Source organism: Paenibacillus alkaliterrae (genome assembly GCF_021532375.1).
Taxonomy (GTDB): Bacteria; Bacillota; Bacilli; order Paenibacillales; family Paenibacillaceae; genus Pristimantibacillus; species Pristimantibacillus alkaliterrae.
The window spans coordinates 1-16,681 of sequence record NZ_JAKGAP010000043.1 but is presented as its reverse complement, the minus strand read 5'-3'; the positions used below and the strand labels follow the sequence as shown (position 1 = coordinate 16,681).

Genomic DNA, 16,681 nt, shown 5'->3' with positions numbered 1-16,681 from the left:
CGGAACTTGTCTGTTAAGCTTGTCCTTCTCCGTTAAGCGCAATCACCAATAATTCATTCAATCGTTCCGTTCGGCCTTCATAAAATAGATAACCGACTAAGCTCTCTAATGCCGTTGCCATTCGATAGTCGGCATGGTCTGCATTTTTAGGAGGGGCGCCGGATTTCGAATTGCGGCCCCGGCGGACGATGTCCGCCTCTTCCTCCGATAAATACGGCTGCCATCGCTCCAAAATTTTTCGCTGCCCTTTGGCCGAAACGAGCTTGGTCGCTTCACGATGCAGATGATTCGACTTTTGATTCGGCAGCGAAATTAAATATTGTCTTACGAGCAGTTCAAATACCGCATCCCCCATATAGGCGAGCACGACAGGGTTCATTAGCTGAGGATTTTTGGCAGGCAAATGAAATAACAAGGCTTTTGAATCGATGTGTTCACTCATTTGCGCCGCCAGCGGATACCCTGCGGAGTATCCTCAAGTATTATTTCTTTCTCAATGAGCAAATCGCGGATTTCATCGGCTCTGGCCCAATTTTTCGCTTGGCGCGCTTCCGTTCTCTCCACGATGAGCTGTTCGATGTCGGCATCCAGCAGTTCATCAGAAGCCTGCTGCACGGGCAGCAAGCCCAGCACCGCGTCCATTCGCTCCAGAAGAGCAAGCAGAGCGCGAAGCCCCCCTATGGAAGCGTCGGCACGGTTCATATACTGATTGGCCTCTGCCACCAATTCAAAAACAGCGGTAATCGCATCCGGCGTACTGAAATCGTCGCTCATTTTTGCATGGTATTGCTCGTTTATCTCATTCAGTCTCGCATCAAGCGCGTCATCGCCAGACGAGAGCAGCCCGTTCCCGCTTTGTTCCGAAGCAGCCTGCCCGCCGCCGGCAGCCGTTAATCTATGCTTCAAAGTAGCAGCGCAATTTGCAATCCTCTCCACGCTGTTTTCTGCCTGCTCTAGGGTGTCGTCGCTAAAGTTAAGCGGACTGCGGTAATGCGTCGCGAGCATAAAGTAACGAATCGCATGCGGCTTAACCCGCTTCACCAGCTCATTTACCGTAATGCCGTTTCCGAGCGATTTTGACATTTTCTCATTATTGATATGAATATATCCGTTATGCATCCAATAGTTCGCCAGCGGCTTGCCCGTGAGCGCCTCCGACTGGGCAACCTCGCATTCATGATGCGGAAACTGCAAATCATGACCGCCGCCGTGAATGTCCAGCGTATCGCCGAGGTAAGTCCGCGCCATGGCCGAGCACTCGATATGCCAGCCGGGGCGGCCTTCACCAAATGGGCTATCCCACTTTACTTCCCCCGGCTTAGCGCCCTTCCATAGAACGAAATCCTGCTGACTCTCCTTACGGTCGCCAACCTCTACGCGGATACCGAACTGGAGCTCTTCGATATTCTGATGCGACAGCTTGCCGTAATCGGCAAACTCGGAGGTCCGGAAATAAACGTCGCCTTCGCTTGTATAAGCGTAGCCTTTGTCCACCAAGCCTTGAATAAACGCGACGATTTGCGGAATATGATCGGTGACTCGCGGATTCAACGTTGCTTTGTGAACGCCCAGCGATTCGATATCGTCATAAAACGCGGCTATGAACTTTTCCGCTACCTCAGGCACCGTCGTGCCAAGCTGCTCCGCTTTGCGAATGAGCTTATCGTCGACGTCCGTGAAGTTTACGACGTATTGAACCTCATTCCCGACGTCTTCTAAATATCTTCGAACCACATCGAAAAAAATAACCGGCCGTGCATTGCCAATATGAATATAGTCATAAACGGTCGGTCCGCAAACGTACATTTTAACCTTGCCCGGCTCCTGCGGCTCGAACGGCTCTTTCAATCTCGAGATCGTGTTATATATCGTTACTGTCATTTTCGCAAATCTCCTCCAGCTACAGGTTCCCGAAGCTTTCCCAGCTCGGTTTTCAAATCATCAATTTCCTTCTGCATCGTACGGAACATTTCGATAACCGGATCTGGCAGCTGCGTATGATCAAGCCGATCACCTACGCGCTGGCCGTCCCGCTTCACGACGCGTCCCGGATTACCAACTACCGTACAATTCATCGGCACCTCGCGCAGCACTACAGCATTTGACCCAATATTCGAATAATCGCCTACGCTGAAAGAGCCAAGCACCTTGGCGCCGGATCCAATAACCACATTATTGCCAATTGTCGGATGGCGCTTACCTTTCTCCTTGCCCGTGCCTCCAAGCGTAACTCCCTGATAAATAACGACATCGTCTCCGATTTCGCAGGTTTCCCCTATAACGACACCCATCCCGTGGTCAATGAACAGCCGATCGCCGATGCGGGCGCCCGGGTGTATTTCGATGCCCGTCATGAAGCGGCTCACCTGCGATATCATACGCGCCAGCGTGTACCAGCCTTTACGGTATAAGGGGTGGGCGACACGGTGAGCCCAAATGGCGTGCAAGCCAGAATAAGTGAAAACGACCTCAAAGCGGCTGCGGGCAGCCGGGTCATTCTCGAATACCGCCTGTATGTCCGAACGAAAATGGCGAAACATAGTCAAGACTCCTTTTCCATGCGCTCTAATAGTTCAAAAATAAAAAAAGCCTCCGCAGCATCAAATGCTGCAGAGGCGTGTTATCTCGCGGTCCCACTCTGCTTGAACAAACCCTCCGACTCATCGTCGGCTGCTGTTCGTCTTAAGGTCCTTAACGCGGACGGACGTTGCTGCCTACCCTGCTTAGCTGAAATATATGCCATCAAAAAGGATACACGATTCCTTCGTATCCTATGACCGTTCAATTTCAAGCTTGCAGCTCGGAACAAAGCTCCCAGGTGCATATTTCCGTTCGGCGGACCAGACAACTTGCAGCCCCATTCCAATCTTCGAACATCGCTCTTGCCGCAACGCCGATTCGAATGACGGTTGTCCTCTCTGCGAATCCACAAGCAAACGTACTTCTCCTGTTCATGGCCGTTCATTTCATATGTTTAATAGTCATAGTATACCGAATACCTAAAAAGGTGACAAGGGCTATATCACACGGCTGCCCGCTTATGGTGCAGCTAGCCTATTCGCTATGCGCTTTGCGAAGCTAAACGTCCGCGTAAACGTTCTATTACCTTCTGCTTGCCGAGCAAAGCAATTGACTGATTCAAATCCGGTCCATGCGTCTGTCCGGTTAGCGCTGCGCGGATCGGCATAAACAACTGCTTGCCTTTGAAGCCCGTCGCCTTCTGTACGGTCTTTATCATGCCTTTAATGCCATCTACTTGGAAAGGCGTCTCGCCCGCTTCCACTAAATCAAGGAAAGCCTGGAGCACAGCAGGCACCTGCTCCTCTGCAAGTACCGCTGCCGCTTCCTCCTCATCCTGAACCGTTTCGCGGAAGAATAACTCCGTCATCGGTACAATTTCCGCGGCATAGCGCAGCTTCTCCTGATGCAGCGCTACAAGATCCGTTACCCAAGCGCGTCCTTCCGCATCCAGTTCGCTTACCGCGCGTCCCGCCTTTTGCAAATGAGGAATGCATAGATCCACGAGTCGAGCAATATCGGCCTTTTTCAAATATTCATTATTCATCCAGCTAAGCTTCTGCGTGTCGAATACGGCAGGGCTCTTGCTTAAACGCTCCGCATTAAACAGCTGTACGAGCTCAGCCAGAGTAAACATCTCTTGCTCGCCTTCGGGCGACCAGCCAAGCAGCGCAATGAAATTGAACATAGCTTCCGGCAAATAACCCAGGTCATCATATTGCGAAATGAACTGGATGATCGATTCATCGCGTTTGCTCAGTTTCTTGCGCTGTTCATTGACGATAAGCGTCATATGGCCGAACTGCGGCGGCTCCCAGCCGAACGCTTCATAGATCATAAGCTGGCGGGGCGTGTTCGAGATGTGATCCTCTCCGCGCAGCACATGACTGATTTTCATCAAATGATCGTCGAGCGCGACGGCGAAGTTATAGGTTGGGATGCCGTCCTTCTTCACAATAACGAAATCGCCCATTTCAGCGGTATCGAAGCTGATAGAGCCTTTCACGATATCATCGAACGCATAGGTGCGGTTCTCCGGCACGCGGAACCGAATGCTCGGAATGCGCCCTTCCGCTTCGAACGCCAGGCGCTGTTCTTCAGTCAGACTTCGGTGCTGTCCCGAATAACGCGCCGTCTCGCCGCGCCCGATTTGCGCTTCCCGCTCCTGCTCAAGCTCCTCCTCTGAGCAATAGCAGCGATACGCAAGGCCGCGGTCCAGCAGCTCCTGCCAGTACTTGCTGTATATATCCAGACGCTCCGTCTGCCGATAAGGGCCGTAGCCTCCGCCAACGTCAATGCTTTCGTCCCAATCGATGCCCAGCCACTTCAGATACTTCAGCTGGCTTTCTTCACCGCCGGCCACGTTACGTTTCACGTCCGTATCTTCAATACGGATAATAAATTTTCCGCCGCGATTTCTGGCATATAAATAATTAAATAAGGCCGTTCTTGCATTGCCGATATGTAAATGTCCCGTCGGAGACGGGGCATAGCGTACGCGCACTTCTGCTGTCATCTCATATACCTCCTCAAATTTTTGCGAAGCCATTTCCGGCATCGCAAGCCTTCGTTATTTTAAATATAAGTCCGATCATAGCACATCCTTAATAAGGCAAACAACAGATTGCGCCGCAATCCCTTCGCCGCGTCCCGTAAAGCCAAGCTGCTCCGTCGTCGTCGCCTTTACATTCACCTGCGATATATCCGCTTCCAGCGCCTTGGCTATAATCTCCGCCATTTGCGGAATATAGGGCAGCATTTTCGGCTTCTGGGCGATAATCGTCGAATCGATATTGCCGAGCTTGTATCCGCGCCCGCGTACGAGCATCCATACCTGTTCAAGCAGCTTCAAGCTGTCCGCATCCTTAAAGGCGGCGTCCGTATCGGGAAAATGCTTGCCGATATCGCCAAGCCCCAATGCGCCGAGAATCGCATCCGTAATAGCATGCAGCAGCACATCCGCGTCAGAGTGACCCAGCAAGCCCTTTTCATAGGGAATCGTTACTCCCCCGATAATGCATGGACGACCTTCTGCCAATTGATGCACATCAAACCCTTGTCCAACTCTAATCATCCGTGCCCACCCTTCCCCTCTGCCGTATCGGCACGACGCTTCGCGAGCAAAAATTCCGCCCACGGCAAATCCTCGGGCGTCGTTATTTTTATATTCGTGTATTCACCTTCCGCCACGGTTACGGGAGTTCCCAAACGCTCCACAACCATGGCATCATCCGTGCCGATGAAGCCGTCCGCCAGCGCACGCTCATGCGCTTCCAGCAATAGGACACGCCGAAAAGCTTGCGGCGTTTGTATCGCCCACAAGCTTCGGCGGTCTGGCGTAGAAACGATCACGCCCGCTTCGTTCACTTGTTTTATCGTATCCTTAACCGGAACGGCAAGCACGGAAGCGCCGCTTTGCTCCGCCGCGGCACAGCAAGCGCGTACTGCTGCCGTTGTGACTAGCGGACGAACGCCGTCATGCACCATTACCCAGTCCGTCGACAGCGACTTTAGACCGCCATGTACGGAGTGCTGACGCTCCTTGCCGCCCGCAACCACGGCTGTTACTTTCGTCAGTTCATACAGACGCACCCATTCGCGGCATCGCCCAATATCATCGTCACCGACGACAAGAGACATTTCCTTCACCAAATCCATCGACTGGAACAGCTCCAGCGTATGAACGAGAATGGGCTTGTCCCCGAGCTGCAAATATTGCTTGCTCTCTTTCGTCCCCATTCGCGTGCCTCGACCGGCCGCCACGATGACGACTCCCCATTTAACTCCCATGCCTTTAACCTGCCTCACGCTGTTAGATAGAATAGTACTATCATACCTTTTTACAGCGCTTTTTCCAACAGCTTCGGCTTTGCGAATATCATGCGGCCCGCCGACGTTTGCAGCACGCTCGTCACGAGCACCTCCATCGTCGTACCGATATATTCGCGTCCGCCCTCTACGACGATCATCGTTCCATCATCCAAATAGGCTACGCCTTGGCCATGCTCTTTACCGTCTTTTATCACTTGAACAATAATTTCTTCTCCCGGCAGGACGACAGGCTTCACCGCATTAGCCAAATCATTAATATTCAGCACCGATACGCCTTGCAGTTCGCATACCTTATTTAAGTTAAAATCATTAGTGACGACCTTGCCATGCAGCGCCTTAGCCAGCTTAACAAGCTTGCTGTCGACCTCGCCAATCTCTTCAAAGTCGCCTTCGTAGATAAGCACCTTTACATCAAGCTCTTTTTGAATCTTATTCAAAATATCGAGCCCGCGCCGTCCTCTATTACGTTTTAGCAAATCAGAGGAATCGGCAATATGCTGCAGCTCCTCCAGTACGAATTCAGGTATGACGAGCGTACCCTCGATAAATCCGGTTTTGCAAATATCGGCGATCCGGCCGTCTATAATGACGCTCGTATCCAATATTTTATGCTCCTCGTACCCGCCCGCTTCATCAGCCGCCGGTGCAGTGCGCCGCTTCTCCAGCATAGCTGCAAAGCCGCTCGCCAGCTCCTCCTGCTTATAAAGCCCGATACGCGTACCCAAATAACCGAAGCACAGCATCATGGCAGCGGGAATGAGATGCCCTATACCCTCTAATCCTGACACAGCCGGATAAAGCAATACCGCCAGCAGCAAGCCGGCAAGCAAGCCTCCCGCGCCCGCGAACAGCTGCCTAAGCGGAAGTTCTGCCGTTTTCTCCGCACCTTCTTGCATGAAACGTATGATTTTACCTGCTAGCATCGTAGCCGCAATAACACCAAAAACCGCGCCAATTGCTACATTCATGTAATAAGTGCCGGATCGCTGCAGCATCCCGAATGATGAGCCGGACCATACGGCCGCGCCGTTCATCCACCCGTATACTTCACCGCCGGCCATACCGCCGAACAACATACCTATCAATTGTATTATTCGTCTAACCATAATGGTTCACCTCCACTACAATTATGTTCCAATTATGGTCGTGCTAACCGTAGTCGGACTATTAATTGCAAACATTTTTAATTTTTAATAATTCACATTTTGTAAACGGTACGGCGGAGGCTTATAATGGGAATTGAGATTACTTCACAAGAGGTTGATGAAAGAGGTGGAACCAATGAGTGCTCCTACATTGAATCAATTTCAGCAGCAGGTCTCGGAATTGCTGCTCAGGCACCGCAGCTTGCTGGATGTCATGTCCAAATTCGGCCAGTCGAACGCTTCCGTCAATCGTGCGGTTACGAAAGCCGTTACGGACTGCGGCTGTATCGAATTGAATGCCCGAAAACAGCAATATTCCGATGAGCTCAATCTTGAAAATGCAAAAGCAACGCTGCAAAGCCACCTATCGGGGGCCGTATGCGAACACTGCCGCGACGTTCTGAAGTCCGAGCTTGGCCGCAACCTGTTTTACATGACCGCATTATGTAATCAGCTAGATATTCAATTGGACGAAGTCATTACCGACGAATACGACAAATGCTCGACTTTAGGCCTGTTTAATTTAACGTGATGCTTGCTCCATTAATGCAAAAATAAGAAAAAGTCTTTCGTCACCGTCGAGGTGATGAAAGACTTATTTTTGTATTTATGGCATCGCATAAATTTATGCGGGCTTCTCGCTTTGAACCGGCTCCTCCGGTTGATCCCCCCGCTTGCCGCGCTTGCGATTGCGTTTCTTAAGCCTTCGATCAACGTTTTTTTTTAGGCCGTACAGCGCATAGAGAAGCAGCGGTACAAACAAAATTTTGGATAAATCGTTTTTGAAGATTAAGCCTAGAACGATAGCAACGATGATAACAACGGGAACGACCCATACAGCGCTCTTCGGAATGCCGACTTTTTTGAAATTCGGATATTTAATCGTACTGACCATCAGAATGGAAAGCGCAAAAGTGCTCGCTAGAAGCACAGAGACGTAAATGTCATCCTTAAACAAGGCAAGCGTCGCCAGAACGCCTCCCGCCGCAGGAATGGGAAGGCCGATAAAGTAGCCTGGCGCACTCGATATGACGTTAAAGCGGGCAAGCCGCAAAGCGCCGCAGATCGGAAACAAAGCCGTTACAATCCAAGCGTACGCCGGATTAAGTTCTTGAAAAGCGACCACATACATAATGAATGCCGGCGCTACGCCAAACGAAATGACGTCGGATAACGAGTCCAGCTCTTTGCCGAATTCACTTTGAACGTTCAGCGCCCGAGCAACGCGACCGTCTACTCCGTCAAGCAGCATGGCGATTAATACCATCATCGCTGCCGTATCTGGTTTTTCATTAAAAACAAGAATGATGGCGATTACTCCTAGGAATAGGTTCCCCACCGTGAGAAGGCTCGGTATCGATTTTGTAATCATCATTTCCACCTCTTCTCTACTATGCCCAAAAACATTAACGAATGTATCACGAAATTACAGGACTACATTCCATCTATTGTATGGGATTTAGATTTGCCTGTCAATGAACATCTGCTCTTGAATCCGTTTGAGGCCTTCCTTGATCGCTCGCGCTCTCACCTCGCCGATGCCTTCAACTTCATCCAGTTCCTCTATCGTAGCCATCAAAATATGCGGTAAACGGCCGAAGCGCTCGATCAGGTTGTTAATAATGATGAGCGGCAGCCTAGGTATTTTATTCAACAAACGGTAGCCTCGCGGCGATACCGATTCCTCGTTCATATTATTCGTATGTGAATATCCGATCAAACGGATGATTGGCGGAGCATCGAGCAGTTCTTCGGAGCTGAGCTTCTTGAGCCCTGCCCGTATTTCCCTGATTTTCTCATCTGAATTATCTTTTGCGTAATCTTTAAGTAAGTACCAAGCATCCTCTTCTACGCCGCCTACCAGCTCATCCATCTGCATGCTGATTAGACGTCCTTCCGTACCAAGCTCGTTAACGTAACGCTTAATCTCCATCTTGATGCGAAGCACCATTTCGACGCGCTGAATGACATGCGCCACTTCCTGCAGCGTAACCAGCTCTTCAAACTCCAGCGCGGACAAATTGGTGAACGACTGGCTGAGCACGGCCTTATATTTCTCCAAGGTCTGAATCGCTTGATTCGCCTTTGTAAGAATAACGCCCATATCCTTGAGAGAATAGCGCAGGTTGCCTTGATATAGCGTAATAATGTTACGGCGCTGCGAGATCGAAACGACGAGCTTGCCCGTTTGCTTAGCAACCCGCTCCGCCGTTCGATGGCGAATGCCTGTCTCGATCGACGGTATCGAGCTATTCGGGATAAGCTGCGTGTTCGCGTACAAAATCCGCCGCATATCCTCGCTCATAATAATCGCTCCGTCCATCTTAGCCAGCTCATACAAATAGTTCGGAGAAAAGTCGCAATTAATGGAGAAGCCCCCGTCAACGACCTCCATCACCTCCGGGCTGTAGCCCACAACGATCAGGGCGCCTGTTTTGGCGCGAAGCACATTTTCCAGCCCTTCGCGGAAAGGGGTGCCTGGCGCGACTAATTGCAATAATTGATTCATAATTTCAAGCTGAGTAGGTTCCTTCATCATCTGCCCCCCTATCCAAGCGCTGCCTTAAGTGCTTCCGCAACCGTGCTGACGCCAATAATTTCAATACCCTCGGGCGTTTTCCAGCCCTTTAAGCTCTTCTCAGGCATAATGACCCGTTTAAAGCCCAGCTTCTCCGCTTCCTTCACCCGCTGCTCCGCCCGCGATACGGCACGGACCTCACCCGTCAGCCCCACTTCGCCGAAAACGACATCGTAGGGCTTTGTCGGAGCATCTCGAAAGCTTGAGGCTAAGCTGACCGCAGCCGCCAGATCAACGGCCGGTTCATCCAGCTTCACACCGCCTGCTACATTCAAATAAGCATCCTGCGTTTGGAGAAACATACCGTTTCTCTTCTCCAGCACCGCAATGATAAGTGCCATGCGATGATGGTCCATGCCTGTAGACATCCGTCTTGGAGACGGAAAATTCGTCGTCGCAACCAGAGCCTGCAGCTCAACGAGCACCGGCCTGGTCCCTTCCATGCTCGCTACGACCGTTGAGCCGGCAACGCCAAGAGGTCGTTCCGACAGAAACAGCTCCGACGGATTGGACACCTCGCGAAGGCCTTCCTCCCTCATCTCGAAAATGCCGATTTCATTCGTGGAGCCAAAGCGGTTTTTGACGGCGCGCAAGATACGGTACGTATGATGACGCTCTCCTTCGAAATAGAGCACGCAATCTACCATATGCTCGAGCAATCTCGGTCCAGCGATGGCGCCTTCCTTCGTAACATGGCCCACCAGCACCGTCGCAATGCCTTTGATCTTGGCAACGCGCATGAAATGGGCCGTACATTCACGGACCTGAGAAACGCTGCCCGGTGCGGATTGCACATTTGGATCGTAAACCGTCTGGATGGAGTCGATAACGAGAAAATCAGGCTGCAACGATTCGATGGCATCGTTAATTTGCTCCATATTGGTCTCACATAATACATACAGCGATTCCGTAAGTGCGCCGAGTCGATCCGCTCTCAATCTCGTTTGGCGTACAGACTCCTCTCCGGATATATAGAGCACTCGAAGTCCTTTATCCGCTAAGGCATGCGAGGTCTGCAGAAGCAGCGTCGATTTACCGATACCGGGATCACCCCCAACCAGAATGAGCGACCCGGGCACGACACCTCCACCGAGCACCCTGTTAAGCTCCAGCATTCTTGTTTCGATTCGTGGCTCTTGCTCGCTTTCTATATGTATGATGGACTGCGGCTTTTCTTTCGCATGAAACGACGATAAACCGACTCCTCTCGTCTTTACTGCCGTTTCCTTCTCTTCTACCATGGAGTTCCATGCGTGGCAGCCCGGGCATTTGCCAAGCCACTTTGGCGATTCGGTGCCGCATTCGGTACACACGAATTTCGTTTTTATTTTGGCCATTCTGTACTCCTTAAGTTTGACAGTACTTAAAGTTTACCATTTTATCCCCGTTGTATAAACCCACCTTGTTTACAAAATAAATGGTGAATATGTTTTATGACTTGTTCACTTAAACGCCCCTATACTGTATAACGGTTTTGTCCACAGAATTATCAACATATTATCAACATTTTCCACAAGTTATTAGCATATCCCCAATATGCAACTCAGCAAAAAACGCTCTCGTTATCCACAGTGGATAACGAGAGCGCCTTTCAGTAATCTGTTATATTTTATTTATTTCGCTGCAGGCTCTTCGGAAGCCGGCTCAGATAGTGTCTTGATAACCGACAAGCCGCCATCCTTCTCATCGATCGTGAACGAATCACCCTTCCGGATGTTGCCCATGAGCAGTTCCTCTGAGATACGGTCCTCGATATGCTTCTGGATAGCCCTGCGAAGCGGACGCGCTCCATATGCGGGATCGAAGCCTTCCTTCGCCAGGAAGCTCTTGGCCGCATCCGTCAATACGAAATCGACTTCTTGCTCGCGCAGACGCTTGCGAAGCTCCTCCGACATTAGCGTTACGATCTGAGCGATGTGCTCCTCACCCAGCGAGTGGAACACGATGGTCTCATCTATCCGGTTCAGGAACTCCGGACGGAAGCTTTTCTTCAGCTCCGCCATTACTTTGTCTTTCATTTGCGCAAAATCTCTTCCCGCATCCTGCACGGCCGTAAAGCCAAGGGAGGAGTTCCGTTTGATCTGATCTGCGCCGACGTTCGACGTCATAATAATAAGCGTGTTGCGGAAGTCTACTACACGGCCCTTAGAATCGGTCAAGCGGCCATCCTCCAGCACCTGAAGCAAAATATTGAATACTTCCGGATGCGCCTTTTCGATCTCATCGAGCAGGACAACCGAATAAGGCTTGCGGCGAACCTTCTCTGTTAGCTGTCCGCCTTCTTCATAACCCACATAGCCCGGAGGCGCTCCGACGAGTCGAGAAGTCGAATGCTTCTCCATATATTCCGACATGTCGATGCGGATAACCGCATTCTCATCGCCGAACATCGCTTCTGCGAGTGCTCTGGCAAGCTCGGTTTTACCTACGCCTGTAGGGCCCAAGAATATGAACGAGCCGATCGGACGCTTCGGATCCTTAAGACCGGCACGTGCGCGGCGGATCGCGCGAGATACGGATTTAACGGCTTCATCTTGACCGATAACGCGATCATGCAGGATCGATTCCATGTTGAGCAGCCGCTCTGTTTCTCCCTCCGCCAGCTTGCTGACCGGAATTCCCGTCCAGCTTGCTACGACTTGAGCTATGTCCTCAGGAGTAACCTCAGAATCGGTACGCCCTTGCTTTTCTTTCCATTGATTTTTCGTCACGTCGAGCTCTTCGCGAATTTTTTGTTCCGTATCGCGAAGGGCAGCCGCCTTCTCGAATTCTTGGCTTTGAACCGCTGCGTCCTTCTCCTTGCGGATATCCTCCAGACGATTCTCAAGCTGCTTCAAATTCGGCGGAATCGTGTAGGAGTTCAAGCGAACCTTCGAGCCGGCCTCATCAATTAGATCGATCGCTTTGTCCGGCAGGAACCTGTCTGGAATGTAGCGATCCGACAGCTTCACCGCCTGCACGATCGCTTCATCCGTAATTTTTACCCGATGATGGGCTTCGTAACGGTCGCGCAGACCGTACAAAATTTGAATCGCTTCCTCTGGGGAAGGCTGATCCACCATAATGGGCTGGAAGCGGCGTTCAAGCGCTGCATCCTTCTCGATGTATTTCCGGTATTCATCAAGCGTAGTAGCCCCAATGCACTGCAGCTCGCCGCGTGCGAGCGACGGCTTCAAAATGTTCGAAGCATCGATCGCGCCCTCTGCGCCGCCTGCACCAATCAACGTATGAAGCTCGTCGATGAAGAGAATGATATTGCCCGCTTGGCGAATTTCGTCCATGATCTTCTTTAGACGGTCCTCGAATTCACCGCGGTACTTCGTACCTGCAACGACTGAGCCCATATCGAGCGTCATGACGCGCTTGTCACGAAGTGTTTCCGGAATTTCGTTCTCGATGATCTTTTGAGCGAGGCCTTCGGCAATCGCCGTTTTACCGACGCCCGGCTCCCCGATTAGTACAGGATTATTTTTCGTCCGGCGGCTAAGCACTTGAATGACGCGCTCAATTTCCTTGCTCCGGCCAATAACCGGATCCAGATTTCCTTCCTTGGCATAGGCTGTTAAATCTCTTGCAAGTCCATCCAGAGTAGGCGTGCTTACGTTTGCTTGTGAGCCGTGGCTGCTCGATACCGCCTCGCTGCTTCCAAGCAGCTGCAGCACTTGCTGACGCGCTTTATTTAGACTGATGCCCAGGTTGTTCAGCACTCGTGCTGCAACGCCTTCGCCTTCACGGATAAGCCCGAGCAGAATATGCTCCGTGCCCACGTACGTATGGCCCAACTTTCTCGCTTCATCCATGGACAGCTCGATAACTTTCTTAGCGCGAGGCGTATACGCGATATTGTTCGGCTGCTCTTGTCCACGGCCGATCAGCGCCTCTACCTCATCTTGAATCTTTTCGAGTCCAAGCCCCAATCCGATTAATGCTTTAGCCGCTATTCCTTCCCCTTCGCGAATAAGGCCCAGCAAAATATGCTCAGTTCCAATATTGTTATGTCCGAGTCGAACCGCTTCCTCTTGCGCCAATGCAAGCACCTTCTGTGCTCGTTCCGTAAATCGTCCAAACATCATTTTCATGCACCCCCATGGTCGGTTTCGCCACGCAATTGCTTGCGTATCAGTTCTGCTCTCCTGTAATCCCTCTGCTCCGGACTCATCTTCTCATCGAAGGCTTGCTGTAAAAATCCGGGCTGAGTCATAACCAAAAGCTCATTCAACATTTGCGGAGTTACTTCAGTTAAAATACCGAGATCCGTGCCAAGCCGCACGTCCGACAGCCGCTGTGCCGACTCCTTGGAATCCATAATCATGGCGTGGCTTAAAATGCCGTACGAGCGTCTCACCCGATCCTCGATTCGAAGCCGTGACTCTTGCAGCAGCCGATTGCGCGCCGCTTTCTCGTGCTCGATAATTTGTCTGGCCACACCGAACAAATTATCAATAATTTCGTTCTCGGATTGCCCCAGCGTAATTTGGTTAGACACCTGAAACAGATTGCCAAGCGCCTCGCTTCCTTCGCCGTACAAGCCTCTTACCGCTAAGCCAACCTGCGTAACTGCCGATAAAATGCGGTTGATTTGATTCGTCAACACGAGTGCCGGCAAGTGCATCATGACCGAAGCCCGGATGCCTGTTCCGACGTTCGTCGGGCAGGTCGTTAAATAACCTCGCTTCTCGTCAAACGCATAATCAGCAGCAGCTTCAAAAATATCATCAATTCCGCTGGCCAATGACCAAGCTTCCTGAATTTGAAAACCCGGATATAAACATTGGATGCGCAAATGATCTTCTTCGTTAATCATTATGCTTACTGATTCGTTACTGCTTAAAATGACAGCCCCGCAGCGTGATTCATTCGCCAAATTGGGACTTATCAAATGCTTTTCGACAAGCACCCGTTTATCCAGCTCCGTAAGATCCGATAAAATAATAGTCTCGAATAGGCCAACCGATGCTAATTTACCCGATTGACTGACTTCCGTGAGCTGGTCCATCACGTCCTTGGCCTGCTGATCGGTGGCGAGCAGCGGAAAGGGCTGATGACTTAAATTACGGGCGATGCGTATTCTGCTGCTAATGACGATTTCAGATTCGGGACCTTCGTCCTTCATCCATTCGCTTAGCGCGTGCTGTGAGAATCGATGCTTAGACAAGAGGCTCTTTCACTCCTTCCATACAGGCTTACAGATCAGCTATCTTGCGTTCAAGTTCACGTATTCGATCCCGCAGCTGAGCCGCGCTCTCAAACTCCTCATGCTCGATTCTGACTTGCATATCACGCCTTAACTGCTCGATTTCCCGTTTGCATTTAATCTGATTACCGGATCGCTTCGGAATTTTCCCGCTGTGAACGGTACCGCTGTGAACCCTCTTAAGAAGCGGATCGAGTTTGTCAGAAAAGGCATGATAGCAGTTGCTGCATCCAAATCGACCAATCTTGCTGAACTGTGCATAGGTTAAACCGCAATCCCCGCAGCGCAGCGCTGGCTGCTTCATGCCGCTAATTCCGGAAGCACCTAAATGCTCGAAATCAAGAAGTCCTGACAATAAGCTATGGATGGAAAAACTGTTTGGCGCACCAGGAATGCCTTCCCCTTTCTCGCGAGCACAGCTTTCGCAAATATGGAATTCGGTCTTCTCACCGTTAATGATTTTTGTAAAATGAAGCGTCGCCGGTTTCTTACCGCATTCTTGGCAAAACAAACCTGATCCCTCCTCCCGGTATAATCGGATTGCCGCTATTTGACCAACAGTGAGATAAGCATGGATCGGAGCAATCTTGCCCTGATCTCATCCCTCAGCGGCAGCTTGAGCGCAATCGTCTCCCGATGCACCGCTGCGCGAAGCAGATTCGCTTCTCGCTTCGAAATAAGTCTGCCTTCCTCAAGCTGATAAATAAGCCCTTCCGCCGCACTCTGATCGACACAATCGCCAATCGTCTGCTCGATATGGTACTGGATCGCCTTCAATGACGGAAGATCTATTCGTTGAATTCGAATATAGCCTCCTCCGCCGCGCTTACTTTCAACCATGTAACCCTTCTCCATCGTAAACCGAGTGCTGATCACATAGTTAATTTGCGACGGTACACAAGAAAATTTGTCAGCCAAGTCATTCCGCTGAATTTCGACTGCGCCCTCCGGGCTGTCTTGGAGCATGTGCTTCAAATACTGTTCGATGAGATCGGAAATGTTTCGCAAATCACCAACCTCCCTGAGAAATAACCAGTAAAACGAAATCTGAACCACAAAAATCAAAGGAGTCTCCTTACATCGTTTAACCAAACGCCGAATATTCGGACAATTGACTTTGACTTTCTTTGACTTTGATTTTATTATATGCAATTTTAGCAAAAGGTCAAGTGCTTGCAGAAATTCATTTATGTATTAGCTTGGTGCGCTTATCGGGCATTTATACATGCTTTGCACATTTCAGAAACATCAAAAACGCTCATTCCATTCGCCTCACCGGCAAATCGACTGAGCGTCAGCAAATTACGACATGATTCCCAATCATTCAATCAAAATAACCAATGAACCCATGCATACAGCACAACTTGCTTCAGGATATGAAACCAGATCAAGGAAGCAAGTGTGCCGATCGGCAGCAGAAGTGAACTGATGTCACTGCCTATTACATTAGCTAAATAAACAATTTTCAAAGTTAACGGATCCAGATTCATTTCGGTAAGGTAGCAGAGCTGAGCCGCCAACAGCGACCCATTCAATCGGGACAGCAAAATACGAAGCGATGATGGTAATTATCATACCAGAAGAGCCGTATACCCGAATCCCTTGCCCTTGTTGCCATAACGGCTAGATCGGCGAACGAAACGCTGCCGCTGAGCATGATAAGGAATGCTCCTCCTGCCGCCTGTATAGCTTCTACATCAGGCAGTTTATACTGTATTCATATGTTTGGAGAGATACGTTTGCTATAATCAGACAACCTATTTTCTCGAAATGGATGTTTTATAGTGTTATAGATTTCATTAGATAACAAGAAACAACAAAAAACCTACCGCATAACATGCGATAGGTCTCTCGTGCTTGGCGACGTCCTACTCTCCCAAGACCCTGCGGTCTAAGTACCATTGGCGCTGGAGG

Annotated in this window: 16 protein-coding genes and 1 pseudogene; 1 reads left to right on the top strand and 16 read right to left on the bottom strand. The window is 50.4% G+C overall.

Annotated features, from left to right (window positions below; translation table 11 throughout):
* Positions 1–13 precede the first annotated feature (13 nt).
* The 8 genes from L1N85_RS17575 to L1N85_RS17540 form a co-directional block, all read right to left on the bottom strand.
* On the bottom strand, positions 14–442 hold the full coding sequence (locus tag L1N85_RS17575) for a Mini-ribonuclease 3 (protein WP_235240374.1): 429 nt from the start codon (positions 440–442) through the stop codon (positions 14–16).
* Positions 439–1,881, bottom strand: a complete 1,443-nt coding sequence (gene cysS, locus L1N85_RS17570) for a cysteine--tRNA ligase (RefSeq protein WP_235240373.1) — start codon at positions 1,879–1,881, stop codon at positions 439–441. Before cysS ends, L1N85_RS17575 begins: the two co-directional genes overlap by 4 nt.
* Positions 1,878–2,540, bottom strand: coding sequence for a serine O-acetyltransferase (cysE, locus tag L1N85_RS17565; protein WP_235240372.1), 663 nt, complete (start codon positions 2,538–2,540; stop codon positions 1,878–1,880). Before cysE ends, cysS begins: the two co-directional genes overlap by 4 nt.
* A gap of 247 nt (positions 2,541–2,787) precedes the next feature.
* Positions 2,788–2,955, bottom strand: a complete 168-nt coding sequence (locus L1N85_RS17560) for a hypothetical protein (RefSeq protein ID WP_235240371.1) — start codon at positions 2,953–2,955, stop codon at positions 2,788–2,790.
* A 106-nt stretch (positions 2,956–3,061) separates the two neighbouring features.
* The gene (gltX, locus tag L1N85_RS17555) at positions 3,062–4,534 is read right to left on the bottom strand and encodes a glutamate--tRNA ligase (protein WP_235240370.1); all 1,473 of its coding nucleotides are present in this window, start codon (positions 4,532–4,534) and stop codon (positions 3,062–3,064) included.
* Positions 4,535–4,609: 75 nt separating this feature from the next.
* A complete protein-coding gene (gene ispF / locus L1N85_RS17550) occupies positions 4,610–5,092 on the bottom strand; it encodes a 2-C-methyl-D-erythritol 2,4-cyclodiphosphate synthase (protein WP_235240369.1) in 483 nt (160 codons plus the stop codon).
* Complete coding sequence (gene ispD, locus L1N85_RS17545; RefSeq protein ID WP_235240368.1) at positions 5,089–5,808, bottom strand: 2-C-methyl-D-erythritol 4-phosphate cytidylyltransferase; 720 nt, start codon at positions 5,806–5,808, stop codon at positions 5,089–5,091. The genes ispF and ispD overlap by 4 nt, the downstream gene beginning before the upstream one ends.
* Positions 5,809–5,858: 50 nt before the next feature.
* Complete coding sequence (locus L1N85_RS17540; RefSeq protein WP_235240367.1) at positions 5,859–6,956, bottom strand: PIN/TRAM domain-containing protein; 1,098 nt, start codon at positions 6,954–6,956, stop codon at positions 5,859–5,861.
* 175 nt (positions 6,957–7,131) lie between these two features.
* On the opposite strand from L1N85_RS17540, the gene L1N85_RS17535 reads away from it, so the two are divergent.
* Complete coding sequence (locus tag L1N85_RS17535; RefSeq protein ID WP_235240366.1) at positions 7,132–7,527, top strand: nucleoside triphosphate pyrophosphohydrolase family protein; 396 nt, start codon at positions 7,132–7,134, stop codon at positions 7,525–7,527.
* Between the two features lie 93 nt (positions 7,528–7,620).
* On the opposite strand, the gene pssA is transcribed toward L1N85_RS17535, so the two are convergent.
* The 8 genes and pseudogenes from pssA to L1N85_RS17495 all read right to left on the bottom strand — a co-directional run.
* Positions 7,621–8,367 (bottom strand): CDP-diacylglycerol--serine O-phosphatidyltransferase, encoded by a 747-nt coding sequence (pssA, locus tag L1N85_RS17530; protein WP_235240418.1) that lies wholly within the window; start codon positions 8,365–8,367, stop codon positions 7,621–7,623.
* A gap of 87 nt (positions 8,368–8,454) precedes the next feature.
* The gene (disA, locus tag L1N85_RS17525; protein ID WP_235240365.1) at positions 8,455–9,531 is read right to left on the bottom strand and encodes a DNA integrity scanning diadenylate cyclase DisA; all 1,077 of its coding nucleotides are present in this window, start codon (positions 9,529–9,531) and stop codon (positions 8,455–8,457) included.
* 11 nt (positions 9,532–9,542) lie between these two features.
* Entirely contained in the window at positions 9,543–10,910 is a 1,368-nt protein-coding gene (gene radA, locus L1N85_RS17520) for a DNA repair protein RadA (protein WP_235240364.1), read from the bottom strand.
* Between the two features lie 276 nt (positions 10,911–11,186).
* On the bottom strand, positions 11,187–13,646 hold the full coding sequence (gene clpC, locus L1N85_RS17515; RefSeq protein WP_235240363.1) for an ATP-dependent protease ATP-binding subunit ClpC: 2,460 nt from the start codon (positions 13,644–13,646) through the stop codon (positions 11,187–11,189).
* Positions 13,647–13,648: 2 nt separating this feature from the next.
* Positions 13,649–14,728: a protein arginine kinase gene (locus L1N85_RS17510; RefSeq protein WP_235240362.1), complete on the bottom strand. Its 1,080-nt coding sequence runs from the start codon at positions 14,726–14,728 to the stop codon at positions 13,649–13,651.
* Between the two features lie 28 nt (positions 14,729–14,756).
* Positions 14,757–15,278 carry a UvrB/UvrC motif-containing protein gene (locus L1N85_RS17505; protein WP_235240361.1) on the bottom strand — a complete coding sequence of 174 codons (522 nt, stop codon included), beginning with the start codon at positions 15,276–15,278 and terminating at the stop codon, positions 14,757–14,759.
* A gap of 35 nt (positions 15,279–15,313) precedes the next feature.
* Positions 15,314–15,775, bottom strand: coding sequence for a CtsR family transcriptional regulator (locus L1N85_RS17500; RefSeq protein ID WP_235240360.1), 462 nt, complete (start codon positions 15,773–15,775; stop codon positions 15,314–15,316).
* A gap of 320 nt (positions 15,776–16,095) precedes the next feature.
* Positions 16,096–16,266: pseudogene (locus L1N85_RS17495) on the bottom strand (ArsB/NhaD family transporter); the annotation flags it as partial.
* Positions 16,267–16,681 lie beyond the last annotated feature (415 nt).